General features: G+C 57.3%; 28 protein-coding genes and 2 tRNA genes. 9 read left to right on the top strand and 21 right to left on the bottom strand.

Features of this window, described 5'->3' with window-relative positions:
• The 7 genes from trbF to O4G74_RS16470 all read left to right on the top strand — a co-directional run bounded on the left by trbF (window position 1) and on the right by O4G74_RS16470 (window position 4571).
• On the top strand, window positions 1–696 hold the full coding sequence (gene trbF, locus O4G74_RS14010) for a conjugal transfer protein TrbF (RefSeq protein WP_034813643.1): 696 nt from the start codon (window positions 1–3) through the stop codon (window positions 694–696).
• Window positions 693–1700, top strand: coding sequence for a P-type conjugative transfer protein TrbG (trbG, locus tag O4G74_RS14005; RefSeq protein WP_034813645.1), 1008 nt, complete (start codon window positions 693–695; stop codon window positions 1698–1700). Before trbF ends, trbG begins: the two co-directional genes overlap by 4 nt.
• Window positions 1697–2953 (top strand): TrbI/VirB10 family protein, encoded by a 1257-nt coding sequence (locus O4G74_RS14000; RefSeq protein ID WP_034813659.1) that lies wholly within the window; start codon window positions 1697–1699, stop codon window positions 2951–2953. The genes trbG and O4G74_RS14000 overlap by 4 nt, the downstream gene beginning before the upstream one ends.
• Complete coding sequence (locus tag O4G74_RS13995; protein WP_084333211.1) at window positions 2953–3189, top strand: DUF2274 domain-containing protein; 237 nt, start codon at window positions 2953–2955, stop codon at window positions 3187–3189. Before O4G74_RS14000 ends, O4G74_RS13995 begins: the two co-directional genes overlap by 1 nt.
• Window position 3190: 1 nt before the next feature.
• Window positions 3191–3502, top strand: a complete 312-nt coding sequence (locus O4G74_RS13990) for a DUF736 domain-containing protein (RefSeq protein WP_034813662.1) — start codon at window positions 3191–3193, stop codon at window positions 3500–3502.
• A gap of 16 nt (window positions 3503–3518) precedes the next feature.
• A complete protein-coding gene (locus O4G74_RS13985) occupies window positions 3519–3728 on the top strand; it encodes a hypothetical protein (RefSeq protein ID WP_034813663.1) in 210 nt (69 codons plus the stop codon).
• Window positions 3729–3950: 222 nt separating this feature from the next.
• A complete protein-coding gene (locus O4G74_RS16470; RefSeq protein ID WP_084333275.1) occupies window positions 3951–4571 on the top strand; it encodes a sce7726 family protein in 621 nt (206 codons plus the stop codon).
• Here the strand turns inward: O4G74_RS16470 and O4G74_RS13975 are convergent.
• The 6 genes from O4G74_RS13975 to O4G74_RS13950 all read right to left on the bottom strand — a co-directional run bounded on the left by O4G74_RS13975 (window position 4489) and on the right by O4G74_RS13950 (window position 11608).
• The gene (locus tag O4G74_RS13975) at window positions 4489–5574 is read right to left on the bottom strand and encodes a beta family protein (RefSeq protein ID WP_269403206.1); all 1086 of its coding nucleotides are present in this window, start codon (window positions 5572–5574) and stop codon (window positions 4489–4491) included. The two genes, O4G74_RS16470 and O4G74_RS13975, sit on opposite strands and share 83 nt — an antisense overlap.
• Window position 5575: 1 nt before the next feature.
• The gene (locus O4G74_RS13970) at window positions 5576–6841 is read right to left on the bottom strand and encodes an XRE family transcriptional regulator (protein ID WP_034813677.1); all 1266 of its coding nucleotides are present in this window, start codon (window positions 6839–6841) and stop codon (window positions 5576–5578) included.
• Entirely contained in the window at window positions 6838–7314 is a 477-nt protein-coding gene (locus O4G74_RS13965; RefSeq protein WP_034813692.1) for a DUF6932 family protein, read from the bottom strand. The genes O4G74_RS13970 and O4G74_RS13965 overlap by 4 nt, the downstream gene beginning before the upstream one ends.
• Window positions 7315–7424: 110 nt before the next feature.
• The gene (locus O4G74_RS13960; protein ID WP_233347640.1) at window positions 7425–8669 is read right to left on the bottom strand and encodes a tyrosine-type recombinase/integrase; all 1245 of its coding nucleotides are present in this window, start codon (window positions 8667–8669) and stop codon (window positions 7425–7427) included.
• A 286-nt stretch (window positions 8670–8955) separates the two neighbouring features.
• Window positions 8956–9032, bottom strand: a tRNA-Asp gene (locus tag O4G74_RS13955).
• 137 nt (window positions 9033–9169) lie between these two features.
• The gene (locus tag O4G74_RS13950) at window positions 9170–11608 is read right to left on the bottom strand and encodes a putative bifunctional diguanylate cyclase/phosphodiesterase (protein WP_269403205.1); all 2439 of its coding nucleotides are present in this window, start codon (window positions 11606–11608) and stop codon (window positions 9170–9172) included.
• 125 nt (window positions 11609–11733) lie between these two features.
• On the opposite strand from O4G74_RS13950, the gene glpK reads away from it, so the two are divergent.
• Complete coding sequence (glpK, locus tag O4G74_RS13945) at window positions 11734–13242, top strand: glycerol kinase GlpK (protein ID WP_269403204.1); 1509 nt, start codon at window positions 11734–11736, stop codon at window positions 13240–13242.
• Between the two features lie 2 nt (window positions 13243–13244).
• On the opposite strand, the gene O4G74_RS13940 is transcribed toward glpK, so the two are convergent.
• The 6 genes from O4G74_RS13940 to O4G74_RS13915 form a co-directional block, all read right to left on the bottom strand.
• Window positions 13245–13321 (bottom strand) — tRNA-Pro (locus O4G74_RS13940).
• Window positions 13322–13378: 57 nt separating this feature from the next.
• Window positions 13379–13888: a MerR family transcriptional regulator gene (locus O4G74_RS13935; protein WP_269403203.1), complete on the bottom strand. Its 510-nt coding sequence runs from the start codon at window positions 13886–13888 to the stop codon at window positions 13379–13381.
• 10 nt (window positions 13889–13898) lie between these two features.
• Complete coding sequence (locus tag O4G74_RS13930) at window positions 13899–14198, bottom strand: integration host factor subunit alpha (protein WP_119378009.1); 300 nt, start codon at window positions 14196–14198, stop codon at window positions 13899–13901.
• A 50-nt stretch (window positions 14199–14248) separates the two neighbouring features.
• Window positions 14249–15217 carry a beta-ketoacyl-ACP synthase III gene (locus O4G74_RS13925; RefSeq protein WP_269403202.1) on the bottom strand — a complete coding sequence of 323 codons (969 nt, stop codon included), beginning with the start codon at window positions 15215–15217 and terminating at the stop codon, window positions 14249–14251.
• Complete coding sequence (gene plsX, locus O4G74_RS13920) at window positions 15214–16254, bottom strand: phosphate acyltransferase PlsX (protein WP_269403201.1); 1041 nt, start codon at window positions 16252–16254, stop codon at window positions 15214–15216. Before plsX ends, O4G74_RS13925 begins: the two co-directional genes overlap by 4 nt.
• A 97-nt stretch (window positions 16255–16351) precedes the next feature.
• Window positions 16352–16879 (bottom strand): ubiquinol-cytochrome C chaperone family protein, encoded by a 528-nt coding sequence (locus O4G74_RS13915; protein WP_269403200.1) that lies wholly within the window; start codon window positions 16877–16879, stop codon window positions 16352–16354.
• A 70-nt stretch (window positions 16880–16949) separates the two neighbouring features.
• Here O4G74_RS13915 and O4G74_RS13910 point away from each other — a divergent pair, with 70 nt between their 5' ends.
• Window positions 16950–17429, top strand: a complete 480-nt coding sequence (locus tag O4G74_RS13910) for an outer membrane protein assembly factor BamE (RefSeq protein WP_119378013.1) — start codon at window positions 16950–16952, stop codon at window positions 17427–17429.
• 108 nt (window positions 17430–17537) lie between these two features.
• Here the strand turns inward: O4G74_RS13910 and O4G74_RS13905 are convergent, their stop codons facing one another.
• The 9 genes from O4G74_RS13905 to glyA form a co-directional block, all read right to left on the bottom strand.
• A complete protein-coding gene (locus O4G74_RS13905; RefSeq protein ID WP_269403199.1) occupies window positions 17538–19703 on the bottom strand; it encodes a sodium-translocating pyrophosphatase in 2166 nt (721 codons plus the stop codon).
• Window positions 19704–19839: 136 nt separating this feature from the next.
• Window positions 19840–20769: a thiamine-phosphate kinase gene (gene thiL / locus O4G74_RS13900; protein WP_269403198.1), complete on the bottom strand. Its 930-nt coding sequence runs from the start codon at window positions 20767–20769 to the stop codon at window positions 19840–19842.
• A gap of 7 nt (window positions 20770–20776) precedes the next feature.
• Window positions 20777–21253, bottom strand: a complete 477-nt coding sequence (gene nusB, locus O4G74_RS13895) for a transcription antitermination factor NusB (protein ID WP_269403197.1) — start codon at window positions 21251–21253, stop codon at window positions 20777–20779.
• The gene (gene ribH / locus O4G74_RS13890; RefSeq protein WP_269403196.1) at window positions 21250–21678 is read right to left on the bottom strand and encodes a 6,7-dimethyl-8-ribityllumazine synthase; all 429 of its coding nucleotides are present in this window, start codon (window positions 21676–21678) and stop codon (window positions 21250–21252) included. The genes nusB and ribH overlap by 4 nt, the downstream gene beginning before the upstream one ends.
• Window positions 21678–22805 (bottom strand): 3,4-dihydroxy-2-butanone-4-phosphate synthase, encoded by a 1128-nt coding sequence (ribB, locus tag O4G74_RS13885; protein WP_269403195.1) that lies wholly within the window; start codon window positions 22803–22805, stop codon window positions 21678–21680. The genes ribH and ribB overlap by 1 nt, the downstream gene beginning before the upstream one ends.
• Entirely contained in the window at window positions 22802–23431 is a 630-nt protein-coding gene (locus tag O4G74_RS13880; RefSeq protein WP_269403194.1) for a riboflavin synthase, read from the bottom strand. The genes ribB and O4G74_RS13880 overlap by 4 nt, the downstream gene beginning before the upstream one ends.
• 93 nt (window positions 23432–23524) lie before the next feature.
• Window positions 23525–24181: a RibD family protein gene (locus O4G74_RS13875; protein ID WP_269403193.1), complete on the bottom strand. Its 657-nt coding sequence runs from the start codon at window positions 24179–24181 to the stop codon at window positions 23525–23527.
• A complete protein-coding gene (gene nrdR / locus O4G74_RS13870) occupies window positions 24178–24648 on the bottom strand; it encodes a transcriptional regulator NrdR (RefSeq protein ID WP_119378021.1) in 471 nt (156 codons plus the stop codon). Before nrdR ends, O4G74_RS13875 begins: the two co-directional genes overlap by 4 nt.
• Window positions 24649–24655: 7 nt before the next feature.
• Complete coding sequence (gene glyA / locus O4G74_RS13865) at window positions 24656–25960, bottom strand: serine hydroxymethyltransferase (protein WP_269403192.1); 1305 nt, start codon at window positions 25958–25960, stop codon at window positions 24656–24658.
• Window positions 25961–26064 lie beyond the last annotated feature (104 nt).

Here is a 26064-nt window from a genome sequence, read left to right as displayed (position 1 = left end):
ATGTTCAGGCGAACTTCCACCCATTACGGGCAAAGCCCGCATCCCGAAACGCCCTACCAGAAGGCCGGCCAGGTCTGGGATGACCGGATAGGCTCAGCCCGGGTCCAGGCGAAGAACTGGCGGCTCATGGCGCTCGGTCTGCTCGGACTTCTGGCCGCTTCGTCTGCCGCGCTGGTCTGGCGCAGCCTGCAATCGACGGTGACGCCGTATGTCGTGGAAGTGGACGATACCGGCGCGGTCAAAGCGGTTGGCCCCGCCCTCGCCAATTACGACCCGACCGATGCACAGGTCGCCCATCACCTCGCCAACTTCATCTCCGATGTCCGCAGTCTTTCCATCGATCCGGTCATTGTCCGGCAGAACTGGTTGGCGGCCTATGACTATGTGACCGACAAGGCCGCCATCACGCTCAGCGATTATGCCCGCGACAATGACCCCTTCGCCGAGATCGGACGTCGCTCGCGCAGTGTCGATGTCGTAAGTGTCGTCCGCGTCTCGGACGAGTCCTTCCAGGCGCGCTGGCTTGAGAAGACCTACGAGAATGGCGCGCTGACCGGCGTCAAACGGTTCACCGGCCTCTTCACCCTGATCCACTCCCCGCCGCGCGATGCGCCGACGCTCCGCGCCAACCCGCTCGGCCTCTACATCCACAGCCTCAATTGGGGCGAAGACCTTATCACAGGAGACAACCCATGATCCGCACTCTCACACTGGTATCCACACTGGCCCTTACCACCGCCTGCGCCAGCGTTCCGGAGGCCGCGCCGATCGAGCCGGAACTGTTTGTCGCTGCCGCGCAGGTCGAGGACGCAGAGCCCCGTCCTGTCGAGATCGTCGAAACACCAACACCTTTGCCGCTTCCCGGCCAGATGAAACCGGTCGACGGGGTCAAGCGCACGGTAACCCGTGTCTATACCTCGCCCTCCGAGACGATCCGCAAGGGCACTTCAGAAGCCCGGATCGAACCGTCCGTGGACGGCTATGTAAATGCCATTCAGGTCTATCCCTATACAGAAGGGGCGCTGTACAGATTGTATGCCGCGCCGGGACAGGTCTCCGACATTGCGCTGCAGCCCGGCGAGACGCTGGTCTCTGTCTCGGCTGGCGATACGGTGCGCTGGATTGTGGGAGATACATCCTCCGGTTCAGGCGGAACAGCACGCGCACATGTTCTGGTCAAACCGATCGGCGCCGGCCTCTCGACCAATCTCATGATTGCGACAGACCGGCGGACCTATCATCTGGAACTGGAGAGCGGTGACGGCACCTATATGGCGGCGTTGTCTTGGCGTTATCCGGCCGACGAGCTCTCGCAACTCATCTCTCGCAACAGCGCAGCGCTCGCGCGGGAAGAGACATCAATCATGCCGGGTGTTGCACTCGACCGGCTGGACTTTGATTACCTGATCGATGGTGACCGTCCAGACTGGCGACCCGTCCGCGTGTTTGATGATGGGCGGCAGGTTTTCATCCAGATGCCGGAAGGGTTGTCGACTATGGAGGCCCCGCCCCTCTTTGTCCTTGGCGCTTCTGGCGAGGCCGAACTCGTCAATTATCGCCTCAAGGGCAATTACTACATTGTCGATCATCTCTTCCGGGCCGCTGAGCTTCGCCTTGGTGAGAAATCCCAGACCGTCGTCCGGATCCGCAAACGCGAACCACGTTCCGGTTTGGCAAGTCTGTTCGGGAGCAAGGGATGAGCGAGCCAGCCCCTTTCCCGAAGCAGGCGGATGCGTTGAAACTACGGGCACGCCCCCGCCCCGTCACCCGCATCAACCGGAAAGTCCTGATGATCGGCGCTGGGCTTGGCGTAATGGGTCTCTTCGCCGCCGCCTCGATTGCGCTCGATCCGCCGAAAGCTGTTGATCCGGCAGATCGTCAGGAACTCTACAACACCTCGACTAAGCGCGCGCCGGATGGGCTGGCAGACCTTCCCTCCTCCTACGCGACCTGGACGCCTTCGCCGGACACGCCCCGGCTTGGGGCGCCGCTCGCCGGCGATCTTGGCGGCACCATGGTGTCGGAAGAGAAAGAATGGGGCCTGGATCCGGACTGGAATGTGGCCCCCACGGAGGATTTTCGGCCCTCGCTCGAAGATGAAGCCTTGCGCGCTGAACGCCTTGTCGCGGCCAAGCTTGCCGACGCGGCAGGAAAATCCTCCGTGTTCTTCGATATAGGCGCGGGCACGAGCATCGAGCCCGCATCCTTGCCGTCTGCCGAACTTCCAGCCTCGCTCGGCTCTGAACTGCTGGCACTCGCGGGCCAGGGCGCAGGCGGCTTGCCGACAGGTTTCGACAGCGATGAGAACCTTCAAGCCCGCAAGATCGCGTTCGCCGACGAGGAGCGAGAGGGCTCGATGTACAACCCGCGTGATCTCGAGACGCCTGTCTCGCCCTATCAGGTCATGGCCGGCACACTCATCCCGGCCTCGCTGGTCACAGGGCTGAACTCCGACTTGCCAGGCACTGTGGTTGGCCAGGTTACCCAGCCGGTCTATGACACGGTGAGTGGGCGATATCTGCTGATCCCGCAGGGGGCTCGGCTCATCGGACGTTACCAGTCGGAAGTCTCGTTCGGTCAGCAACGTGCGCTACTGGTCTGGGACAGGATCATCTTCCCGGATGGTGGTTCTGTTCAGATTTCGGAACCCTCGGCCGACAAACAGGGCTTTGCGGGTCTCGCCGACCGAACAGATCATCATTGGAGCCGCGTGTTCGCCGCAGCGGGTCTTGCGACCCTTTTGGGTATCGGGTCGGAGCTTGGCTCAGATGATGACGACATTGAGCGGGCCATCCGGCGCGGGTTCGGGGATAGTGTCTCCGAAGCGGGCTCGCGCGTCGTTGATCGCAATCTCGGCATCCAGCCGACACTGCGTATCCGGCCGGGCTGGCCGGTCCGCGTGATCGTCACGCGCGACCTTGTTCTGAAACCCTATTCTGACGGAGGACGCTAATGGTGCTTCGTATCGCCCAGCTACCAGACCGCACACCGGTCAAACTCACGCTCTCTGTCGACCCCGATCTTGCTTTGGCCCTCGAGGATTACGCGGCGATCTATGCCGACACCTATGGGGCTAAAGAAAAACCCGAGACCCTGGCTCCCGCCATGCTGGAAATGTTTCTCGCAGGCGATGCCGGGTTCAAGCGGGCCCGCAAGGCCCTTCATGCCAAAGCCAGCAAAGGAGCTTGATATGGCAACCATCGGAACCTTCAGCCAGAAGGAAGGCAAGTGGACCGGCACGATCCGGACCATGACAATCAATGTGAAAGCGCAGATGGTGCCTGTCGCCGAGCCGGTCGAGGATGGCCCGGCCTTTCGCATCTTTGCAGGCGGCGCAGAACTCGGCGCCGCCTGGCGCGAGGAGAGCAAGGATGGCGAGACGCCTTACCTTGCCGTGAAGCTCGATGATCCGGGCTTCGACAAGCCGATCCGGGCGGCCTTCTTCGAAAAGGAAGAGGATGGCAGCGGCGTGCTGGTCTGGAACCGGCAGAAGCTGAACTAAGCCCTTGAAGGACGGCATGAAATCCGCGGACACTGGCGATATCGAGGACGCCCTCGATATCGCTGCGCGGATCATTGACCGCTTTGGATACCGCTATTGGCCAATCTTTGAGCGCTTAGAGGCAGAGCTCGAAAACCGCACCAGTCGCGAAATGCGGATTCAGGCCAGGCTAAACCCGGCCATGACGGAAACCAACCAATCCGGGCAGCCATCTCGCTATCAATAAGGACCTATATCGGTACTTTCAGCGCTTTTCATTTAGCATTTGACGGAACGCCCGATGACGCACCGGCTTCATGCCGCATCGACAATGGGTCACCCGCCATGCAAACCAAAGATTGGAAATTATTCTGGCGGGCCGCCCTGTTAACGCCATGGAGATGGGGACCCGTCAATCTTGGAAAAATCGATTCGCACCATCAAACTCAGCCGTTTGGGCAGTACTGCAATGCACAAAGACCATCACATCCGGAATGCGCTCCACTCAAAGAAGCTGAGCCATCTCAAGCAATGCCGTGATACGCTTGTCATCGATGAACTCGGCTTGTCCCATGCACGAAGCCGTATCGATATAGCCGTCCTGAATGGCACGCTTCACGGCTACGAAATTAAGAGCGAAGCCGACAATCTGGACCGATTTGAATTGCAATTGCAGACGTATAGCCAAGCGCTAGGCCGCCTCACATTCGTTTGCGCAACAAAGCATGTGCAAACCGTGCTCGAACATGCACCCAACTGGTGTGGCGTGATGGAAGCGCGACGCGGCGCACGCGGGGCAGTCCTTTTTTCAACACTCCGGCGCGCCAGCTCAAATCCGCACCTCGACACAGAAGTTCTTGCTCGTTTGCTGTGGCGCGATGAAGCCGTAAAGTTGCTCATAACCAAAGGGATACCAGCATCCGGTTTACGCGGCCCTCGCCGGGAGCTTTATACCTTGATTTCAGATGTGTGCTCCAAGAACGAGATCTTGTCCGAAATCAAGATGGCTATGCGCCAGCGTGAAAACTGGCGAGATCGTCCAGTACGACTGTCATATGATGACTTATCCCTACATGTTTCCAGCGCGTGAGATTGCTGGTGCCCTCAGAGCGCGCCGCGCATTGGGTAATGTAGTGGTCTCCGAATGAGTATGAAGATCCTTTGAATTCAGAAAGCAGAACGATTGCATCGCAATGACCATACATTTGATCACGGTTGTCGCGAAAAGAACCTCCCTTTTCGACGTGCCAGGAATTGTCAGTGGCATAAATGACTTTTCCTGCGGGTTTCACCATGCGCATATCCATCGCGACGAATCCAGGATGGGTAATTGTATAGTCGCCGAAATTCGGCAGGCGCCCAACAGACGGTAGTGAGCCGATTAGCGACTTATAGAATATCCAGTGATTTCTCGGAATCGACGACGCCCCCGTTGCGATACCTGCCATACTCTCGGGAAAACCTGTACCAATGAGCGCAAAGTTCCTGAATTGCTCAAGGATAGGAAAAGCCCGGAATTGGGCGAGAAGAGCATTAACGAACGGCACGAGCGGGTCGTAGTTTGGCGCCTCAATATCGACCAACAGGTCGGTCTCACTGATGTCGCATCCGACAGCATTCAATACCGCCAAGGAACGCGCAACCTTGTCAGGGTGGATCAGATCCACGAGCGTTAATCGCAATCCAAGTCCGAGTTGATCTTTCGAGACGATATCACCGATCACTTTTAGCGTGGCCAACGGCATATCGAGGGACGCAACGGGAATAGCTGTCGCCCTATCGTCGCGGAGGCCATCAAAGACGTACTGGTAGGTGACACGACCATCATCCATAAGTGCTTCTCTAAGAGTGGGATGAAGGTCGACCCAACACGGCCGGGTTCCCCATTTCTTTTTGAGACGCGTTACGAAAGGATGGACATGTTGATGCGGCGTCTTTTTCGGAACACCCAGTTCGAAATCGAATTCGAGCGGGGGAATTGTGACGAGAGGGCAGATTCGATCTTTACGATCCTCAGGAAGGAAGAGCAAAGATTGATACTCCGCCTGCCGCCAACGCAATGATGGCGTGTAATCTTGGATATCGAGCTTCACCTTAGCCCTCCTCGAATTGGCGGTGCACTTCGCCCTGTCCGACCAGGTCGGTCAGGATGGTGTAGTCATTTCGTTCTCGGCGTATCCGGCCTGCGAGAATGCTAGGATGAATATTGAGCCGCTCGGCATCCAACCGGACAGCATCTGCCGATAAAGCGAAGCGGGAAAGGCAGGCCGCCCAGCTTTCCGGTGGAACGAGCATGTCCAGCGCAAAATTGTCCGCTTCCTTTTCGAGTATGTCATCGCCCGTTGGCCCTTCTTCATCAAAGAAATCAAAATGCGTGTGGTCAAATAAATGTCGAAAGACGTGCCCCAGCTCATGAAGAAGAACGAACCAAAAATTATCCAGCCGATCGAAACGCAACGTAAGCGCCACGATGGGATTGTCTGAAAGAGACAGCATCGCTGCCCCATCCAGGTACGAGCCCGGGAGATGTGGTTCGATTACAAGAACAACCCCGTGGCGCCACAACATATCCGCTGCTTTTGACGGGCCCTCATCATCAGCTGACAGACCAACCAGTTCCTTCACCCAATTTTCATTGTGATCAAAATCGGGTAGCTGCGACACATTCGTTTTCTGGCGCGCAAGGTCTAGAACTCTGACCTGCCACGCCAGCAACGCAATTTCGTCCGGAAGATTCTTGCCGCGGAGTTTTTTCCTATGGTGAGCACCGGCAATAGCACCTCCCGCAACGGTCTCTACATAGGCCCGCGCTCCTGCTACCAGGCTTTGTCCGAGTTCCGGCTTGAACCAACTTCGCCGAACCATCTCCTTCACAGGAAACTTGTCCCATGCGACATCGTCGAGACTTCTCCACGTCAAGACACCCCCGGATTGTTCGTCATTGGAAGAAAAGGATTGAGCGACCTGTACGCCCAGCACATCTGCGAGCTCAATCAGTCTCGAAAGAGAAGCGCCCAGATAACCGTTCGCTTCATACCGTTGAACTTGCTGTTGTTTCATGTCTAGCATCGCGGCGAGCTCAGTCTGGCTCCACCCTTTTGCAATTCGAGCCTGGACAAGAATTCTGGGCAAATCCGCCAGAGAATAACTTTCGGAAAAGGCGATCTGACGATCCCGAAGCAACTCGTATTCCTGAATTTCTACCTCGATATCCGCGATCTGGCTCTTGAGAGCATCGGCCTCAATTTTCGCAATCCATGAATTGGGGTCGTCGGTCGTCGTCTGGCACTGATCAAGAGCAGCACGGAGACGTTCCAGTTCACGCTTTGCTACCGATAGCTGTTTGTTGCTAAGTATCATACCGCGCTCCGGCCCAATGTGGGATCAGTCGAGAGATCGATGAGGAGGATGCCTTTTGCGTCCCCGGAAAATCGATCGACCTGAAAGAAGTCCACGAACGCCTGCCCGCAGCCGCCCTCAATCAGCGAGGAGGGGAAAAACTCTCCCTTGAACGCAGCCTTCTGCGCCGCACGGCCATTCGAAAAATCTTTGAAAATAGGATCGAGAAGACGCTCCTGTACTCCTGAAGGATCCCAACACGCATCAAAATCGCCAGGTCTCGGTTTCGATGTTACAAAGCTCCCATCCACATAAACGCGCTGACAACCAGCTACGCTTAGCTGCTTCACCCCGACGACCAGTCCCTCAAATAGCTGACGACGATATCGGCTTGCAGCGTACACGGCTTTCACTTCCTCCAGAGTTGCCTGGTGAACTCCGGCCGGAAGCACCTTCCACGGCGAACCGCTCAACGAGACTAAATCCGGAATCATTGCTTACAACAATAATGTTGTATAGAAGGTATTGCAAGACAAATCAGGAACATATTCACCTCTACAGAGAGTTCTCGGCCTATTTGCACCATTTTGGATTTAATTTTCGCTTACAGGCCAAGGCTTGCTGGCCGATCAAACAGATCCGACGAAAAAGGATGTGCGATCTTCTTGAGCGCGTCGCGCCTGTACGCCAACGATCCGCCCTGACCGTACTCCGGTCGATTGTTCTTATGACCCATCAGGGCGCAGCGCAGCCCATAGTCGAGCCCCCCTTCGAGCATACGGTCTTCAAAAGCGTGCCGGAAAGAATAGATGACGTGATCCTTGCTTGGCAGGAGTTTGCGCTGGTTAAACGCTTTCAGCAGATTGGCGGATACGAGCGTGTTTCGATCATAATAATGATCGAACCCATGGGGACACAGCTTCATCGCTGGTAAGGCCACTCCGACAAGCGGTATCTGGCGCTCGGAGTCTCCGGTCTTCAATTCACGGTTTTGTTCAGGTCTGATCAGGATATGCGGCACGTCGTGGTCGAGACGGATATCTTCCGGCCGGAGATTCACGATCTCGCTGGGACGCGCACCGGTCTCAATGAGCAGGTAGATAATCGCCCGCAATTCGATGCGTAGTCCATTGAACAGACCTGGCACAAGAATGCGGTCGCGTACCCACTCATCGCTGAAGGCGGCACGCTTTGCCGTGGATTTCCCCGCAAAGAAAAAGTCGCGGAACGGGTCCTCGATATCTGTGATGCCGCGGTACTTGAAATAGCGCTTGCGGAGCGAACGGATATTGCCGATATGCCTGTTGGCCGTATTCGGCGTGATCGGACTGGAACCGTCTTTCTGTGGCAGCATACGGGATTGCCACCAATCCCTGTACCGCGTCGCGACGTCCCTTGAGATGTCGATCAACGGGATGTCGCCTTCGCGCTCAATGAAGTAGCCGATCGAGGTTCTCTTGGTTTTCTCCCATGCGTATCGCTGGGCTTCGGACTTGTTGTATTGGTCATCGAATGCGATCTTGGAGACGTACAGTTCGAAGGCTTCAGAGACTGTCGTGCGATCCTTGGCTTCCGGCGCCCCGCCAAGCAAGGCTTCCGCTTTTTCTTCCGTCGCAGCGCCGCTCCTGTCCACCTCCTTGAGCCGAGCGATGATTTCTTCAATGTCTGGCAAGGAGGCGATCTCTTCGACGGGTCGATAGACAAACCCTTCAGCCATGGCTCTGGCGACGCCCGCGCGATGACGTTCGCTCGCCGCCCGGTTTTTTGCTCGTTCGCCCCCCTCGGCCTGCAAGGCAAGACTGCACCAAAGAGCATCATCAGCTTCTGCCAGCCCGTTGCGTCGCATCATGGCGACTTCCTGCGACTGCGTTCGCAGCGCGACCTGGATCAGCCCACGCTTGTCGACATCTTTGAATCTTTTTGGAACACGCCTGACATAATGCCACCAGCCGCCGCGATCCTTTAGAAATTTTGATCCAAGTGAGAAATGCTTCATCGTCGTTTGTAGTGCAAAAAGTTTGCGTTTTGTGGTGCAAACAGTAGTGCAAAACCGGCGAGAGAACCTGGAGAACCCGAAGATTCTCCAGTATTTTCAATGATTTCAAGGGATCTGGACGGTTCCATTTCCGGAGAAATGGCGCGAGTGACGGGGCTCGAACCCGCGACCTCCGGCGTGACAGGCCGGCACTCTAACCAACTGAGCTACACCCGCGCAGATCGTCCACCGCGTTTGGCGGTGAGGCGCCTGATTAGACAAGCCACGCGCACCGGTCAAGCGTGAAGTGTGCCTGTATGCAGACGAGTTGCAGCTCCTGCCTTCGAACAGCGAAGTTCTCTGCCGATGAGGCGTCACCCCGTTGCGGTCTGGCGGTTACGCAGCATGCCTTCGAGGCGGATGACATCGCCTGACGTGGACGCTTTCGCGGGCGAATTCGCGAGCAGTCTATCCGCTTCTTCTTCAGAGCGCACGGGGAAAAGATGGCCAAGTTTCTCTAGCGGCTGCGGCCGACTGATCAGGTAGCCCTGCAGTTCGTCGCAGCCGATTTCAGTGAGATACTGCTTCTGGGTTTCGGTTTCGACGCCCTCAGCGGTGCAGCTCATATTCAGGGCCTTCGCAATCTGGAGCGTCGCCTTTGTGATGGCCCTGCTCTCATGATTGTGGTCGATATCCTCTACAAAGCTCTTGTCGATCTTGAGTTTGTCGAACGGGAACCGGCGCAGGTAGCTCAGCGATGAAAAGCCCGTGCCAAAATCGTCGAGCGAGATACGCAGGCCGATTTCTTTCAGCTGGTTGAGTCGCTTCAGCGTGAATTCGGTATCCGTCATCAGAACCGACTCGGTGATTTCCAGTTCTAGCCGGGCTGGATCAATCTGATTCACTGCGATTGCGTTGATGATCGTCGTCACCAGGCTTGAACTGTGGATCTGCAGCGGTGAGATATTCACTGCGACGCGCATATTGTCCGGCATGCGGCGGGCTGCGCTAAGCGCTTCGCGCAGGGCCCAATCACCCAGGCGAGTAATGATGCCGCTATCTTCGGCGTGCTGGATAAAGTGACCCGGTCCGATCAGGCCGCGGGTCGGATGCTGCCAGCGAATGAGCGTTTCAGCGCCGATAATCTCATTTGTCTGGGCGTTGAGCTGTGGCTGGAAGAAAAGGCGAAGTTCATTGTTCTCAAGCGCTTTGTTGAGGTCGAGCTCGATGCTCTGGCGTGCTCTAGCGCGGTCTTCGAGGTTCTGGCTGAAAACACACCAGGTGCGCTTGCCCGCCTCCTTGGCCTGATAGAGCGCAAGGTCGGCATGTTTGAGCAGCGTCTGGATTTCCATATTATGCTGCTCGATGATCCGCACGCCGATACTCGCGCCGCAATGAACGATTGAACTCCAGATATCGTAAGGCCGGTTCAGACGTTCACTCATCGCCTTCACTGTCTCGATGAGCTCGTCCTGCGAATCGCACTCGAGGAGCATTGCGAACTCATCACCGCCAAGACGCGCGATAACGTCTGCATCAGGTGCGCCGTCTTTCAGACGCTTTGCGACCTGACAGAGAAGTTCATCCCCCGCGGGGTGGCCCAGTGTGTCATTGACCCATTTGAAGTTATCCAGATCAAGCCAGAGAAGAGCGCGGCAGCGGCCGCCGGGAACCGGACGGATCGACGCTTTTTCGAGATATTCATGCAAATTCGCCCTGTTTGGCAGGGACGTCAGAGGATCGAAGTGGGCCATGAAGGCAATGCGGTCTTCAATGGCTTTCGATTGGGTAATGTCAGATGCTACGCCTCGAAACCCCTGAAACTTGCCTGCCCCGTCGAAGATCGGCTTGCCAGTCAGTGACCACCAGGTCTCGTCCTCGCCTTCGACTTCCAGGTTCAGGTCACGAAAGCTTTGCTGGCGGTCGAGGCACCGCGCCAGCGTCTTTGCGTCCTCATTATCCTTGAAAAGCGAGCGTAGGCTGACACCGACCGCCATCAGTTCAAAATTGTTCTGCTCTGATACCGTCGGAAGCGGAATATCGATGAGCGAATTGGTTTCATCGGTCTGCCACAGCCAGTCTGACGTGCTCTCTTCGAAGTCTCGCAGAAGCAGTCCGATAAGCTGGGCCTGTTGTTTTACTGCGGAGCCGTTGAGATGTTGTTCGACGAACTGGTTGAATGACCACTTCGAAGACGTCCACAATACGACAGCATAAACAAAAGCCAGAACCGACAGGAAGTCATTGCGCGGATCCTGACCGAGCTGGAGGCCTACGATGTAACCGATCACCGTCGGGATCAGGAAACCCATCGCGGCTTCCGGTATGCGGCCAACAAGCAGGACCCCGGCAAACATGACGCCTGCAACGATCGAGCTCACGGCAAGCTGGTTGGTATGATCCGTGAGCGGGAGAATTAAAAGCGGAAGTATTCCCCACAGCATGCCAAGTACCGAGGCGAAACGCGCAAAGCGATCAATGCTGTTCTTACCGGTGTCCGCAGAGGGTGAACTGCTCGGATTGTTGGAACGCCGACGCATGATGAAAAAGCCAACCAGCATGATCGACGTTGCGATCACCATCGTCAGCGACCAGACACCAAGGAGCCGGTTGGCGGCTGTGTTGGCGAATGAGATCATCACCACGGCCGCATTTATGAGGTTGGCCAGCCCGATGACAGGCAGCAGCGAGCCGACGGCAGCAACTTGTTTTTGACGGATCGCGCCGAGCTGCTCGTCAGGTATATCAATCGAGCCAAGAATGTTGGCTGACTTCAGTTTTGGTGGCTCCGCCGGGTGCGATGCATCGCCCATCACCATTCCTCTTTGCGCAATTATGGGACGTCTCTTAGAGAGAAGATGTGAACATCCTCTCAAGACAAGTCTTTGAAATTTGATCGATTGGGTGAGAGTGTTCTGGTCAAACAGGAGTCTTCGCGATGCCATCTGATGCGCTCATCCTGACGCTCGACCAGGGAACGACCTCCAGCCGGGCAATGGTTTTCGATTCCGGCGGCGCCGTCGTCGCTGTCGCTCAGGAGGAGTTTGCCCAGCACTTCCCCAAGCCTGGCTGGGTCGAGCACGACCCGGAAGACATCTGGCAAACCACGCTCGATACAGCGCGGCGCGCGATGACGGCCGGCGAGGCCGAAACGGGTGGCAAAGTTGTCTCCATTGGCATCGCCAACCAGCGAGAGACGGTCATCGTATGGAACCGAGAAACCGGAAAACCTGTTAGTCGGGCGATCGTCTGGCAGGACAGGCGCACCGCTTCAATGTGTGAGGCGCTAAAGGCCGGCGGACATGAAGACATGGTCAATGAACGAAGCGGCCTGACCATCGACCCCTATTTTTCTGGCACAAAGCTTCGCTGGATACTTGAGAATGTTCCTGACGCTGCCAGCCTTGCCGATGCTGGCAAACTGGCCTTTGGCACGGTCGACAGCTTTCTGATGTACCGCCTGAGTGGTGGTCAGGCGCACGTAACGGACGAAACGAATGCCAGTCGGACCCTCCTCTACAATATTCGAGAGGGCCGTTGGGACGAAGACTTGCTTAGACTCCTGAAAGTGCCGCGCTCGGTCCTCCCTGAAGTAAAAACCAGCACAGCAGCATTCTGCGACGCGGTACCGGAATGGTTTGGCCGGGCGCTGCCTGTAACAGGCGTTGCGGGTGATCAGCAGTCTGCTGCATTCGGCCAGGCCTGCTTTCACCCCGGCATGGTTAAAAGCACTTACGGCACGGGGTGCTTCCTGCTTGCGAACTGCGGCAATGAGTGTCTGACCTCGACTAACCGCCTATTGTCTACAATCGCCTGCCGCACCGGTGCGGCGCCACAATTCGCAGTTGAGGGATCGATATTCATCGCGGGTGCGGTCTCGCAATGGCTCCGCGATAGCCTCCAGATCATCAAGAGTGCGAGCGAAACCGAACTTCTGGCCCAGCAGGCTGGCGGCAATGACGGCGTCTATTTCGTGCCCGCTTTTACCGGGCTCGGCGCGCCGCATTGGGACGCTGATGCGAGAGGTGCGATGTACGGTCTTACACGCGGCACTGACAAAGCCGATATCGCGCGCGCGGCACTGGAATCGGTAGCGTACCAGACGCTCGACCTGCTTACGGCGCTGAACGCCGATGGCTTTGATACGGGGCGCATTCGCGTAGATGGCGGCATGGTCGCCAATAGCTGGTTCCTGCAATTCCTTGCAGATGTGACGGCGACGACAATTGACCGGCCGGACATGATCGAAAGCACAGCACGTGGCGCGGCTTTTCTCTCGGGACTTCAATCTGGCGTCTTCGATAGTATCGAAACACTTGAGAAGCTTTGGCAAAGCGAAACGGTGTTCAGGCCGTCGATGGAGGAGGCTGAACGGAAGGTGCTCGTCACAGGCTGGGAGAAGGCTGTAAAGACAACGCTTTACAGAGCTCAACTCGACCGCGAGTAAAATGGTCGGAGCGGCGGGATTCGAACCCACGACCCCTTGTCCCCCAGACAAGTGCGCTACCGGGCTGCGCTACGCTCCGACTAGGCGCTTGCTTAATCGCGGCGCCTCTTGATTGCAATCACTGTTGCTGCAGCTCTCAGGCCGCTTTACGTAGGCGCGCCGCATCCAGCCGGGCTTTGATATCCATCAGGTCGCTCAGCATGGTTTCGAGCCGGTCATGGCCCTTCGGCCCGCTAGCTTCTGCCATGTCTTCGTATGAGAAAGCGTCCCGAACCGTTTCCTGAAGTTTTCGGGCCGGGCCTTCAGGAGAGACAGGCGCGGTTAAACCTGAATGCGTGGTGTTTGAACCGAGCACAGCAGCGCCTTCAAGCACGGCGTCCAACCCTTGTTCGTTGAGAAGTTGACTCGCACCTTTGAGGGTGAAGCCTTTCTCGTGGACGAGGAGCTTGATCGCTTGCAGCGCGCGAATGTCTTCTGGCCGGTACATGCGACGGCCGTCGGGCCGCTTCATGGGTTTAAGGTGCCGCTTAAACTTGCCCTCCCAATAGCGAAGCACGTGAGGCTGAAGACCCAGTTCTTCAGCGGCTTCACCAATTGATCGATAGGCGGCTGCGGATTTCTTGATCCGCTTTGCGGCATTTCCCATGAATTTCCCTCTAGTCTTTATCTGTTTCCACGGCAGATTTGAGGAGCGGAGAAGGTTTGAAAGTCACGACGCGGCGTGCCGAAATCTTGGCCTCAACGCCAGTCTTCGGATTGCGTCCCGCCCGGGCCGCTTTCTTGCGCACCACGAAGTTTCCAAACCGCGAGAGCTTAACTTCATTCTCATGCTCGAGGCTCTTGCCGATTAGATCGAGCACTCGGTCGAGAATATCGCCTGATTCCTGACGGGTGAGACCCACCTCGCGCACGATGGCGTCCGAAATCTCTACGCGGGTAACGGTCTTATTGCTCACGAATTCAGCTCCTCTGGTTAACAGATATGGCTGAGTTCTTAACGAAAAGATTACAGCCGAAAGAGGGAGGCGCCCCAGGAAAAGCCGCCGCCCATAGCCTCACTTAGCACAAGATCGCCTTTCTTGATGCGACCATCCGAAACCGCCGTGTGAAGGGCGAGCGGGATGGAAGCGGCAGACGTATTCCCATGCTTCGCAACAGTAGATATGACCTTTTCCTCGTCGAGGCCAAGTCTCTTGGCAACGCCGTTGAGGATACGCTGGTTGGCCTGGTGCGGCACAAACCAGTCAATGTCTTCAATCGTGTAACCAGTGTCAGTGAGAACCGACTCGACCGCGCTGGAAATATTCGCGATGGCGTGGCGGAAAACCTGATTTCCCTGCATGCGCACGTGACCGATTGTGCCGGTTGAGGATACCCCGCCATCTACGTAGAGAAGGTCTTTCTTCGAGCCGTCAGTGCGCACATGGTGAGCGATAACGCCTTCATCTTCAGCGCCCGTACCAGTCTGCAGGACAACGGCCCCTGCCCCGTCACCAAACAGCACGCAGGTCGAACGGTCCGACCAGTCAAGGATGCGGGTAAACGTCTCCGCGCCTATAACGAGCGCCGTCTTGAAAAGGTTCTGACGCAGCATCGAGTCTGCCGTAGCCAGCGCAAACAGAAACCCGGAACAGACGGCCTGAACGTCAAAAGCCGCGCCCTGCCTTATGCCAAGCTTGTCCTGGACCGTTGTAGCCGTTGCCGGAAATGTCTGGTCCGGCGTCGTCGTCGCCAGCACAATGAGGTCGACCTGGCTGGCATCGATACCAGCATTGGCTAGCGCTTCCCTTGCGGCGCCTGTTGCCAGATCTGATGTGAGTTCGCCGTCAGCGGCGATATAGCGTTGCTGGATCCCGGTCCGCTCGCGAATCCACTCATCAGACGTGTCGACCATCTTCGACAGATCGGCATTGGTAAGGATGCGCTTGGGCAGATACGAACCCGATCCGCGAATAAAGCTACGCTGCATGCTCATTTGCTGACCGATTCTGCTGCAATGTCCTGACGTCCCACACGGGTCAGCCCCGTGGCAACTTCCTGCATGTAGTTGCTGCGTGCCAGATTCGCGGCGAGACCGACAGCCGTCGCGAAGCCTTCTGCGTCCGTACCCCCATGACTCTTAACGACCACGCCGTTGAGGCCGAGCAGTACGCCGCCATTCACACTGGATGGATTCATCTTGGTGCTCAGGTCCATGAGGCCCTGTTTCGCAAGTAACGCACCAACTTTTGAGAGCAGACTCGATGTGAGTGCCTGACGCACATAGGTCGACACGAGCCGTGCCGTGCCCTCCGCGGTCTTCAACGCGACGTTACCGGTAAAACCATCTGTGACAACAACATCGACCTCGCCCATGGAAATGTCGTTGCCTTCCACGAAACCTTTGAATTCGATGCCAAGATCGCGCGTTCGGAGAATCTCGCTCGCGAGCTTGACGGCGTCGGGGCCCTTTTCATCTTCAGCCCCAATATTGAGCAGACCGACCGTCGGATTTTCGATGCCGAAAACTGCGCGGGCATACGATTCGCCCATAACAGCGAACTCAACAAGTTGCTCAGCGTCCGCATCGAGGTTTGCGCCGACATCCAGCACGACGGCGCGCCCTTTGAGCGTTGGCCAGACGGCCGTCATTGCGGGTCTATGAACACCTTCCATCTTGCGAAGGGCAAGCATGGACATCGCCATCAGGGCGCCGGTATTGCCGGCAGAGACGCCCGCGGCGGCGCGTCCATCTTTAACGGCTTCAACCGTGCTCCACATGCTGGTGCCCTTCGCCTTGCGCAATGCAGAGGACGGTTTGGCGTTCATGCTGACAATTTCGGGCTGGTCGCAGATATCACAGATGCCGCTCAGACCGCGCGAAGCAAGTCCCGCGTCGAGCTCACTCTGACGACCATGGAGGAGGAATCGAACGTCCTGCGCTCCTGCGCTGAAAAGCTTGAGCCCGTCCAGCACCACTTCTGGTGCCGAATCGCCGCCCATCGCGTCGATTGAAAGGGTGAGGTCACTCATTGGATAAAACAGGTCCAATCTTGAATTGGCCGGACAGTACGCACGTGGCCAGATCAGTGCAACTCACTGAACGCAACTGGCGATGAAATCAAAAAGGCTACCAGTCAAGCAGCCCTGACAGCAGCGAATCGTCAGATCGGGCCTCCAGAGTACGGCGCACATCAATAATGTCGTCAGCCACGTTCGCCGTGCCTGTGCCGCCTGTAAGCTCATTCCTTTCCAGGATGTCGTGGATGCTAGCTTGGGGATCGGAGGTCAGGAAGGCTTCGTTCACCGCGATACCCAGACCTACAAAACGCTCACCGATCGTCCTCACCTTACGAGCGATTGAGGCGTCCCCTACCCCAGTTTCTCGAAGTCCGGCGTCGATATCGTCAAATACTCTGTCGGTTAGCCGGGAAGACAGGACGCGTCCGCGCTGCGAAATAGCCGACAGGCGCGTTGTCACAAGGCTGGTATAAATAGCGAGCGCTCCGGTTCGACCATCCATCGTGTCAGCGAATCCATCGTCTCCGAACACCTGCGGATTGCGTGCCCTTTTCAGGATGGCCGCATAGAGGTTCGAGACGGCCGCCCTGTCCGCCCGCACTGTATTGCCCGGAAGAAGTTTGCGGAGCCAATTCATATCTGCGCTCTATAACTTGCCAATCGCCTGTACCGCCATGTAAGCGATTTGAGAGTGAAAGGAATTGTTCATGGCACATCGGACCATTCTCGCTAGCCTGGCATTGGCTTGCCTTACGGCTGGCTGCATTTCGCCCATGCAGGAATATCACGGCTATGCGCCCGACGAGGTCGCGCCAAATCAGATAACGCCGGGCGTGGACACCCGATCAAGCGTTCTGGCTCAGCTTGGCTCTCCATCGACGCGTTCCATTTTCGACGACAATACCTGGATGTACATTACGACCATTCAGGAACGCTTTGCGTTCTACCGTCCGGACATCTCTACGCGTACCGTGACGGCCATCCGGTTCAGTGATGAAGACGTGGTCGAAGAAGTGCTTGAGTATGACCAGAATGACGGCCGCGTCCTGAACTACGCGTCGCGCGAAACGCCAACCCGTGGCCGCGAGCTCGGGCTTTGGGAACAGATCTTCGGCAATGTGGGGCGCTCCGTGCTGCCACAGACGAACGAAGCGACACCCGGCAATCCAACGGGCCGCCGCAACTAAAACGGGCAGTCATTTGTTCGGGCTCTCCCAGCCTACAAGTCAGACCAGATACGAAAAAGCCCCGGCCGCTCAGGACCGGGGCTTTCTTTTTGGAAGTATTCATTCGGCCTAGTGCGCAAGAACGGCCAGCATCAGAAGCGCGACGATGTTCGTGATCTTGATCATCGGGTTTACGGCCGGGCCCGCAGTATCCTTGTAAGGGTCACCGACGGTATCACCCGTCACGGCAGCCTTGTGAGCTTCAGAGCCCTTACCGCCATGATTTCCGTCTTCAATGTACTTCTTGGCGTTGTCCCAGGCGCCGCCGCCTGACGTCATCGAGATAGCCACGAAAAGACCCGTGACGATCACACCAAGCAACATGGCACCTACGGCCGCAAGTGCCGCCGAAATGCCACCGATTGGCCAGATGACCAGAAGCAGGACGATTGGAGACAGGACTGGCAGCATGGACGGTACGATCATTTCCTTGATGGCTGCGCGGGTCAGGATGTCGACCGCACGGCTATAGTCCGGTTTGACTTCGCCTTTCATGATGCCGGGCATTTCGCGGAACTGGCGGCGAACCTCTTCGACCACAGACTGGGCGGCCCGGCCAACAGCCATCATCGACATGCCGCTGAACAGGAATGGCAGAAGACCCCCGAACAGCAGGCCGACCACCACATACGGGTTGGCAATGGAGAAGTTTACCGAAGTTCCAAGAAGAACGCTGCCCTCTGCGGCATTGGTCGCAAAGTAACTGAGGTCCTCCGAATAGGCGGCGAACAGGACGAGAGCACCGAGACCAGCAGACCCGATCGCATAGCCCTTTGTCACGGCCTTGGTCGTGTTGCCAACGGCATCGAGCGCATCGGTGGTGTCACGCACTTCGCTTGGAAGGTCAGACATTTCAGCAATGCCGCCGGCATTGTCGGTTACCGGGCCGAAGGCGTCGAGCGCGACGATCATCCCGGCCAGTGCCAGCATCGTCGTCGTTGCAATCGCAATGCCGTAAAGGCCAGCGAGGTTGAAGGTCAGGATGATGCCCGCAATGATGACGATCGCGGGAAGTGCGGTCGCCTCGAGCGAGACAGCCAGACCCTGGATCACGTTGGTGCCATGACCGGATTCAGACGACTTCGCCACCGAACGCACCGGACGGTAGGCCGTGCCGGTATAGTATTCGGTGATGACGACGATCAGCGCCGTAACGACTAGGCCGGCGACACCGCAGAAGAAGATGTCGAGACCTGTAACTGTGGCGGCTTCACCGCCTTCGCCGGAAAGTAGACGAAGCGCTGCGCCAGCACCCTCAAGCTCACCAAAGCCATTCGGCAGGCCGTAATTGATCGCAATGGCAAGACCAACAAGCGAGAACACGCCGGTCGCGATCAGGCCCTTATAGAGGGCGCCCATGATGTTGGTGGAGCCCTTCCCGAGCTTCACGAACCAGGTACCCGCAATCGATGCCACGATACAGACCGCGCAGATTGCTAGAGGCAGCAGCATGATCGAACCAAGATAGCCGAGGCCACTGAAGTAGATCGCGCCGAGCACCATCGTGGCGACAATTGTAACAGCAAAGGTTTCGAACAAGTCTGCGGCCATACCGGCACAGTCACCTACATTGTCGCCGACATTGTCAGCAATGGTTGCTGCGTTGCGCGGGTCATCCTCAGGGATCCCGGCTTCCACCTTGCCAACCATATCACCGCCAACGTCAGCGCCCTTGGTAAAGATGCCGCCGCCCAGGCGGGCAAAGATCGAGATGAGAGACGCGCCGAAGCCCAGGGCAACGAGACCATCAATGACGGCACGGTCGCTATCAGCGTAGCCGACGACCCCGGTTAGCAGGCCATAATAACCTACGACCCCCAGCAGGGCGAGGCCGACGACGAGAAGCCCCGTCACCGCGCCAGATTTGAACGCCATGTCGAGGCCGCCCTGCAGGCTCTTGCTAGCGGCCTGAGTGGTGCGGACGTTTGCCTGGACCGACACTTTCATTCCGATGAAGCCGGCGGCGCCTGAAAGGACGGCACCGATAATGAAGCCGACAGGGACTTCCCAACTTCTGAAGGCTATGAAAAGAACGACAATTACCCCGACACCGACCATAGCAATCGTGGTGTACTGGCGCTTTAGATAGGCGTTCGCGCCTTCCTGAATTGCGCCTGCAATTTCCCTCATTCTCTCTGTGCCAGCATCGGCGCTCATAATTGAGCGCGACTGTAGCCAGCCATACAGCACTGCGGCGAAGCCCGCCGCGAGTGCGATCCAGTACCATAGGGTCATTAGTGCCCTTCCTCCCTTTTTGTGGCTGAGCTGTATTCTGTATGAATCAGCCCTGCTCGTTGTGTGGATTCAGGACTGCCAAACCGCGGGGCGATTAGCAAGAAACTTCGATTGGGTCGAATTCGCGTCTGGCTCGCTAGTGGCGGTAGCCAGTACGAGTTGGCAGCGCGACGTCTTCACCGTTGAAGGTCAGTTTGACGCCGTGGCCCTCTCCTACTGTCCCGATGGCGGTGACACTGACACCCAGCGTTGCCGCCGTGGCGAGAAGACGGTGCTCATCCTCTGCGGCGGCGGTGAAGAGCGTCTGGTAGTCATCGCCTGCTGTTGCGAGCATCAGAGCACTCTCAGTGTCGGGAACCTGTTCTGCGAAGGGGACATTGCTCAAGTCCAACTGGATACTGACACCGCTTTCCCCTGCGATATGGCCGCTATCGGAGATAAGACCGTCCGACACATCGATGGAGGCGGTCGCAAATGCGGCGATCAAGCCGGCGATGGCTGCGGGCGGAAGTTCGGGAATGCGATAATGATCCACGTGATCGCCCTCTTTGCCGCTCTGCGCATCACTGAGGCCAAGACCGCCACGGCCGATAACGCCGGTTACGTACACTGTATCCCCAACGATGGCCCCGCTTCTCTGGATGACGCTTTCAGTCAAACATACGCCTGTGAGTGTAAGACTGAGAGTGAGCGGACCAGGTGTTCTAACCGTATCCCCGCCAATCAGCGCAATAGTCCAGGCATCAAGGTCGGTTTTTAGCCCTTCGCAAAGCGACGCGAAGTCGGACTCTGTAAAGCTCTTTGGCATCGCAATGGACAGGAGCGCATCGCGAGGTACACCGCCTTTGCAGAGAATGTCAGAGATATTCACCCGCAGGAGCTTCTGCGCCACCGACGAAAGCGGGTCGGTGTTAAGGAAGTGGACGCCCTCAACCAATGTATCGAGCGTCGCGATGAGGGATGAACCTGCAGGGCGCAGGACGCCCACATCGTTTCTCAGACGGTCTGCGCCCGGCGATTTGGCGAGGGGACGCAGATAGCGATCGATCCAGTCGAACTCGTTCATCCAGGCCCTACTCTCCGGGGCGAATATCCTTGCCAATATTGTCGAGCACAGCGTTCACGAAATTTGCTTCCGTCTTTTCGAAGAAGTCGTGGGCGAGCGACACATACTCATCGATAATAACAGGCCGGGAAAGCTCCGGGTGGGTGATAAATTCTGCGGTTGCCGCGCGCAGGATGGCGCGAGTGGTTGAATCAAGGCGGGAAAGCTTCCAGCCCTTGTTGAGGCGTTTCAAGATGGCTTTGTCGATTTCAGACTGATGCTCAACAGTTGCGCGAAGTACGTCCTTGAAGAGATCCGGGTCCGCCTCTTCAACAGGTTCCTCGTCAGGGCCAAAGCCGAGCCTGTCCTCCATGAATTCACGGATGACCGCGCGAGCGCCCCGCCCAGTTTGCTCCATCTGGTAGAGTGCCTGCACGGCAGCAAGGCGCGCCCCTGCCCTGCGGGCACGGATCACTTCGAAGGGGAGTTTCTGGGCATCGCTCATCCCACGAACTTCTTGCGGAGCTTCAACATTTCGAGACAGGCAACCGCTGCGTCACGGCCCTTGTTCTTGCGTTTTCGATCAGCGCGCGCCAGCGCCTGTTCTTCATTCTCGACGGTGAGGATGCCGTAACCAATTGCGAGACGACGTTCGACAGCAAGCGTCATCAGGCCACGCGCGCTTTCACCGCAAACATAGTCATAATGGCTCGTTTCACCGCGAATTACACAGCCAAGAGCGATAAAGCCGTCATAGCGACCGCTATCAGCAGCCATCGCGATTATGCCGGGCACTTCGAATGCGCCAGGAACCTCGATCGTTTCAAGTGTGACGTCTTCGTCTGCGAGGGCTTCAGCAACGCCTGCTTCAAGCTCCAAAGAAATGTGTTCGTAGTAGCGCGAAGTCGCGATCAGGATGCGGTGGGCCATCAGCTGTTTCCATCGTTGAGGGTTCGCCAGCCTTCGATCTGCATGCCATAGCCCTCAAGGCCAGCCACGCGCGTCGGCTTGGTATCAGAAAGAAAGATCATCTTGCGGACACCAAGTTCACGCAGGATCTGTGCGCCGACGCCATATTCGCGAAGCGGCATATGCCCATCGTCGCCTTCAGACGTCTTGAGGCCAAGACGCTCGGCAATTGAATTGGGGCGCATTGTGTTCACGAAGATGACAACGCCGGGCTCTTCTGCGTTTGCTATTATCTTCATGGCGCGTTCAACGAGGTTGGCGCGCGGTCCCTTCTGACCGAGAATGTCAGAGAGGACGTCGGTGCGGTGAACGCGAACAAGGACTGTTTCATCAGGCGTGATCTTGCCGTGCACGACAGCAATATGCTCGCAATTGTCCAGCGTGTTGCGAAAGACGACAGTCTTGAAGCCATCGCCGTACTCACTGTCGAGTGGAGCCTCAACGCGGCGCTCGAGATAGCGGTCATTCTTGCGGCGCCAGGCGATAAGGTCGGCGATCGTTCCAATCTTCAGGCCGTGGAGCTGTGCGAAGGAAACCAGTTCAGGAAGCCGGGCCATCGTCCCGTCGTCATTCATGATTTCGCAAATAACGCCTGCAGGATAAAGCCCTGCCATGCGCGAAATATCGACAGCCGCTTCGGTATGACCGGCACGTACAAGCGTGCCCCCATCGCGAGCGACGAGCGGAAAGACGTGTCCCGGTGATACGATATCGTGATGGTCTTTCGTGGGATCAATCGCGACCGCCACAGTCTTCGCCCGATCTGCCGCCGAAATGCCCGTTGTCACGCCATCCTTGGCTTCGATTGAGACCGTGAATGCGGTCTGCATACTTTCACGGTTGTCGCGCGCCATCATGTCGAGGTTCAGCGTGCGAGCGCGTTCCTGCGTCATGGAAAGACAGATGAGGCCGCGACCGTACTTCGCCATGAAGTTCACAGCTTCCGGCGTCGCAAAACTCGCTGGGATGACGAGGTCGCCTTCGTTCTCGCGATCCTCGGCATCGACCAGAATGAACATGCGCCCGTTGCGTGCATCCTCAATGATCTCATCGATGGAGGAGATTGCGTAATGGAGATCGCCGCTCATGCTGTGCCCTTGGTCTCCGGTGCGTCGGCACCGATCATCCGGGCGACGTACCGCGCGAGCATGTCGACCTCAAGATTTACTTTGCTGCCCGGCTGCAATGCGCTCAAGGTCGTGACCTGCCAGGTGTGGGGAATGATCGCGACATCAAAGTCGCCATTGTCGTGGGCCTTGGCAACGGTGAGGGATACACCGCTTACAGTGACCGAACCCTTCGTGGCGAAGTAGCGGGCGATTTCTGAAGGCGGGCGGATCCTGACGCGAAAGCTCTCGCCTTCTGCATCAATAGAAACGATTTGCCCGAGACCATCGACATGCCCATAAACGAGGTGGCCGCCAAGTTCGTCGCCAAGCTTGAGCGAAAGTTCCAGATTGACGGCGGAGCCAATTGAAAGCTCGCCCAGAGTGGTGAGTGACAAAGTCTCAGGGACTGCCTCAACTTCGAACCAGCTGCCCTGCCCTTCAGTGCCAAAATCCACGACCGTGAGACACACGCCCTCATGCATGATTGACGCGCCCATGGTGATGCTCTCGGCGGGATAGCGAGAGACGATGCGTAGGCTGCGTAGACCATTGGTATCGTCGACGCTCTTAACTTGGCCGATGTCGGTGACGAGCCCAGTAAACATGGTAATTCCTCTTCCTCATCCGGCATATAGGCGTGCGATGGAGGCGTACCAATCACTTTCCTCGGGTCAATCTGACGCGCGGTCGCAGTGCGTCTAGGCAGGCGTCCAGATTTCGAGGCAGTCAGCGTCAAAGGATTCACGTGACTGCAACTCCCATCGGCTAGCCTGATCCATGTGTTCGTGCCCCAGCGCATTGACTGCCGGTATGCCATCACCACCGATGAGGATAGGTGCTCGAAACCAGGCTAGCACATTGACGAGCCCCGCGGATAGGAAACTGGCCGCAAGCGTGCCGCCCCCCTCCAGGAAGATCCGCTGAAGACCTTCAGCTTCGCAGCGACGCAATAGCTGTTTGAGGTCAAGCCGGCCGTTTACCGTCCCGACAGGCCAGGTCTCAGCGCCTGAAACCGCAAAGCCATCGCTATCGGCATGGTCGTCATGTGCGAGGATAACTCGACCGAGCCCTGCGGAATCAACGAGCCGTGAGTGCGGTGGTGTGCGCAAGCGACTGTCAGCTACGATACGGACGGGCTGTGTCGCAGGCGCGGGAACAGTTCGAGCAGTAAGAAGAGGATCGTCGGCGAGAACGGTGCCGACACCAACGAGCACCGCATCATGGCGCGCTCGCATCTCATGAACGCGCGCACGCGATTTACTGTTCGTGATCCACTGACTGACGCCGTTCGACAGCGCAATACGGCCATCGAGCGAAGTTGCGAGTTTCAGCGTGACTGAGACATTGCTGCTCACTCGTCTGAACCAGATTCATCCAGCGAGGAAGAGTCGATGAATTTCGCAAAATCCGTCGGGTCGCGAAAATCCTTATAGACGCTGGCATAGCGAACATAGCCGACAGGATCGACGGTTTTCAGAGCGTCCATCACCAGCTCGCCTATGTCTTCCGACCGGACCTCGGTCTCGCCGCTGCTCTCTAGCTTGCGGACAATGCCCGAGACGAGCTGCTCTACACTCTCATCGCCGACGGCACGCTTGCGCAGCGCGATGGTAACTGATTTGGCGACCTTCTCGCGGTCGAACAATGCGCGCTTGCCATCTCGTTTCACGACAATGATCTCGCGAAGCTGCACGCGCTCAAATGTTGTGAATCGACCGCCGCAGACTTCGCACGCACGGCGTCGGCGGACTGCCGTATTGTCCTCAGCCGGACGCGAGTCTTTCACGGCAGTGTTTTCAGCGGTGCAGAAAGGGCACTTCACCTTCTGTCTATCCCAGCGTGTGATAGATCGGGAAGCGTGCGGTCAGCGCTTTCACATCTTCGGCGATGCGGGCTTCAGCCGCAGACGGGTCGCCGCTGGCCACAGCATCTACGATTTCGCCGATCCATTCGCCGATCTGACGGAATTCAGCCTCGCCGAAGCCGCGTGTCGTGCCTGCGGGCGAGCCAACGCGGATGCCACTGGTGATGGCCGGTTTCTCAGGGTCAAATGGAACGCCGTTCTTGTTGCAGGTGATGTAGGCACGCCCAAGGGCCGCCTCGGCGTCTTTGCCTGTTACTTTCTTCGGACGAAGATCGATCAGCGCCACGTGCGTATCGGTACCGTCGGAGACGAGGTCCAGACCGGATGCCTTTGCCGCGTCTGACATGGCACGTGCATTCTTTACGACCTGAGAAGCATAACTGCGGAAATCATCGGTTAGCGCTTCACCGAATGCGACCGCCTTGGCAGCGATCACATGCATGAGTGGTCCACCCTGAATGCCCGGGAACACGGCGGAGTTTACTCTTTTCGCAATAGTCTCGTCATTGGTGAGAACCATACCGCCGCGGGGCCCGCGAAGCGTCTTGTGGGTTGTAGTAGTCGCAACATGGCAATGATCGAGCGGATTCGGGTGCGCGCCGCCTGCGACGAGGCCTGCAAAGTGCGCCATATCGACCAGGAACCACGCGCCAACTTCATCAGCGATTTCGCGGAACTTCGCAAAATCGATCTGGCGCGGATAGGCAGAGCCACCCGCAATGATAAGCTTTGGTTGGTGCTCTTTCGCAAGCGCGCGGACCTCATCAAAGTCGATGAGGTGAGTGTCCTCCCGAACGCCGTACTGTACGGCGTTGAACCATTTGCCCGACTGGTTCGGTTTCGCGCCATGAGTAAGGTGACCGCCCGCATCGAGGCTCATACCAAGGATGGTGTCGCCCGGCTTGATCAACGCCTGAAAGACGGCCTGGTTGGCCTGGCTGCCTGAGTTCGGCTGGACGTTCGCATAGGCGCAATTGAAGAGCTTCGTCGCGCGTTCAATCGCAAGGTTTTCTGCAAGATCGACAAACTGGCAACCGCCATAATAGCGTTTGCCTGGATATCCTTCAGCGTACTTGTTCGTGAGCACTGACCCTTGCGCATCGAGGACGGCCTTCGACACAATATTTTCAGAAGCGATCAGCTCGATTTCGTGCTGCTGACGATCAAGCTCCTTCGCAATCGCATCAGCAAGTTCCTTGTCAGTGTCGTTCACACCAGCCGAAAAAAAATGCGTGCGGTCAAAATTTGCCGAAGAAGACGTGTCGGGCATGATCAATTCCTCATCTGAGTTTCGAACTGTCTAAGAGGCAAGAGGCCCCGGAGCAAGACAGCACCGTGTGCGACGAATGCGGCAATGCCCGCGATCATCCCTGC

Origin of the sequence: Henriciella marina (genome assembly GCF_027213945.1) — a bacterium.
GTDB lineage: Bacteria > Pseudomonadota > Alphaproteobacteria > Caulobacterales > Hyphomonadaceae > Henriciella > Henriciella marina_A.
The sequence above is the reverse complement of the archived record's forward strand: the minus strand, read 5'-3'. Positions and strand labels throughout refer to the sequence as shown.

Excerpts from the sequence above, each read along its gene's own strand:
- trbF (WP_034813643.1), top strand. The coding sequence starts at position 1 with ATGTTCAGGCGAACTTCCACCCATTACGGGCAAAGCCCGCATCCCGAA.
- trbG (WP_034813645.1), top strand. The coding sequence starts at position 693 with ATGATCCGCACTCTCACACTGGTATCCACACTGGCCCTTACCACCGCC.
- O4G74_RS14000 (WP_034813659.1), top strand. The coding sequence starts at position 1,697 with ATGAGCGAGCCAGCCCCTTTCCCGAAGCAGGCGGATGCGTTGAAACTA.
- O4G74_RS13995 (WP_084333211.1), top strand. The coding sequence starts at position 2,953 with ATGGTGCTTCGTATCGCCCAGCTACCAGACCGCACACCGGTCAAACTC.
- O4G74_RS13990 (WP_034813662.1), top strand. The coding sequence starts at position 3,191 with ATGGCAACCATCGGAACCTTCAGCCAGAAGGAAGGCAAGTGGACCGGC.
- O4G74_RS13985 (WP_034813663.1), top strand. The coding sequence starts at position 3,519 with ATGAAATCCGCGGACACTGGCGATATCGAGGACGCCCTCGATATCGCT.
- O4G74_RS16470 (WP_084333275.1), top strand. The coding sequence starts at position 3,951 with ATGCACAAAGACCATCACATCCGGAATGCGCTCCACTCAAAGAAGCTG.
- O4G74_RS13970 (WP_034813677.1), bottom strand. The coding sequence starts at position 6,841 with ATGATACTTAGCAACAAACAGCTATCGGTAGCAAAGCGTGAACTGGAA.
- O4G74_RS13965 (WP_034813692.1), bottom strand. The coding sequence starts at position 7,314 with ATGATTCCGGATTTAGTCTCGTTGAGCGGTTCGCCGTGGAAGGTGCTT.
- O4G74_RS13960 (WP_233347640.1), bottom strand. The coding sequence starts at position 8,669 with ATGATGCGACGCAACGGGCTGGCAGAAGCTGATGATGCTCTTTGGTGC.
- O4G74_RS13950 (WP_269403205.1), bottom strand. The coding sequence starts at position 11,608 with ATGGGCGATGCATCGCACCCGGCGGAGCCACCAAAACTGAAGTCAGCC.
- glpK (WP_269403204.1), top strand. The coding sequence starts at position 11,734 with ATGCCATCTGATGCGCTCATCCTGACGCTCGACCAGGGAACGACCTCC.
- O4G74_RS13935 (WP_269403203.1), bottom strand. The coding sequence starts at position 13,888 with ATGGGAAATGCCGCAAAGCGGATCAAGAAATCCGCAGCCGCCTATCGA.
- O4G74_RS13925 (WP_269403202.1), bottom strand. The coding sequence starts at position 15,217 with ATGAGCATGCAGCGTAGCTTTATTCGCGGATCGGGTTCGTATCTGCCC.
- plsX (WP_269403201.1), bottom strand. The coding sequence starts at position 16,254 with ATGAGTGACCTCACCCTTTCAATCGACGCGATGGGCGGCGATTCGGCA.
- O4G74_RS13915 (WP_269403200.1), bottom strand. The coding sequence starts at position 16,879 with ATGAATTGGCTCCGCAAACTTCTTCCGGGCAATACAGTGCGGGCGGAC.
- O4G74_RS13910 (WP_119378013.1), top strand. The coding sequence starts at position 16,950 with ATGGCACATCGGACCATTCTCGCTAGCCTGGCATTGGCTTGCCTTACG.
- O4G74_RS13905 (WP_269403199.1), bottom strand. The coding sequence starts at position 19,703 with ATGACCCTATGGTACTGGATCGCACTCGCGGCGGGCTTCGCCGCAGTG.
- thiL (WP_269403198.1), bottom strand. The coding sequence starts at position 20,769 with ATGAACGAGTTCGACTGGATCGATCGCTATCTGCGTCCCCTCGCCAAA.
- nusB (WP_269403197.1), bottom strand. The coding sequence starts at position 21,253 with ATGAGCGATGCCCAGAAACTCCCCTTCGAAGTGATCCGTGCCCGCAGG.
- ribH (WP_269403196.1), bottom strand. The coding sequence starts at position 21,678 with ATGGCCCACCGCATCCTGATCGCGACTTCGCGCTACTACGAACACATT.
- ribB (WP_269403195.1), bottom strand. The coding sequence starts at position 22,805 with ATGAGCGGCGATCTCCATTACGCAATCTCCTCCATCGATGAGATCATT.
- O4G74_RS13880 (WP_269403194.1), bottom strand. The coding sequence starts at position 23,431 with ATGTTTACTGGGCTCGTCACCGACATCGGCCAAGTTAAGAGCGTCGAC.
- glyA (WP_269403192.1), bottom strand. The coding sequence starts at position 25,960 with ATGCCCGACACGTCTTCTTCGGCAAATTTTGACCGCACGCATTTTTTT.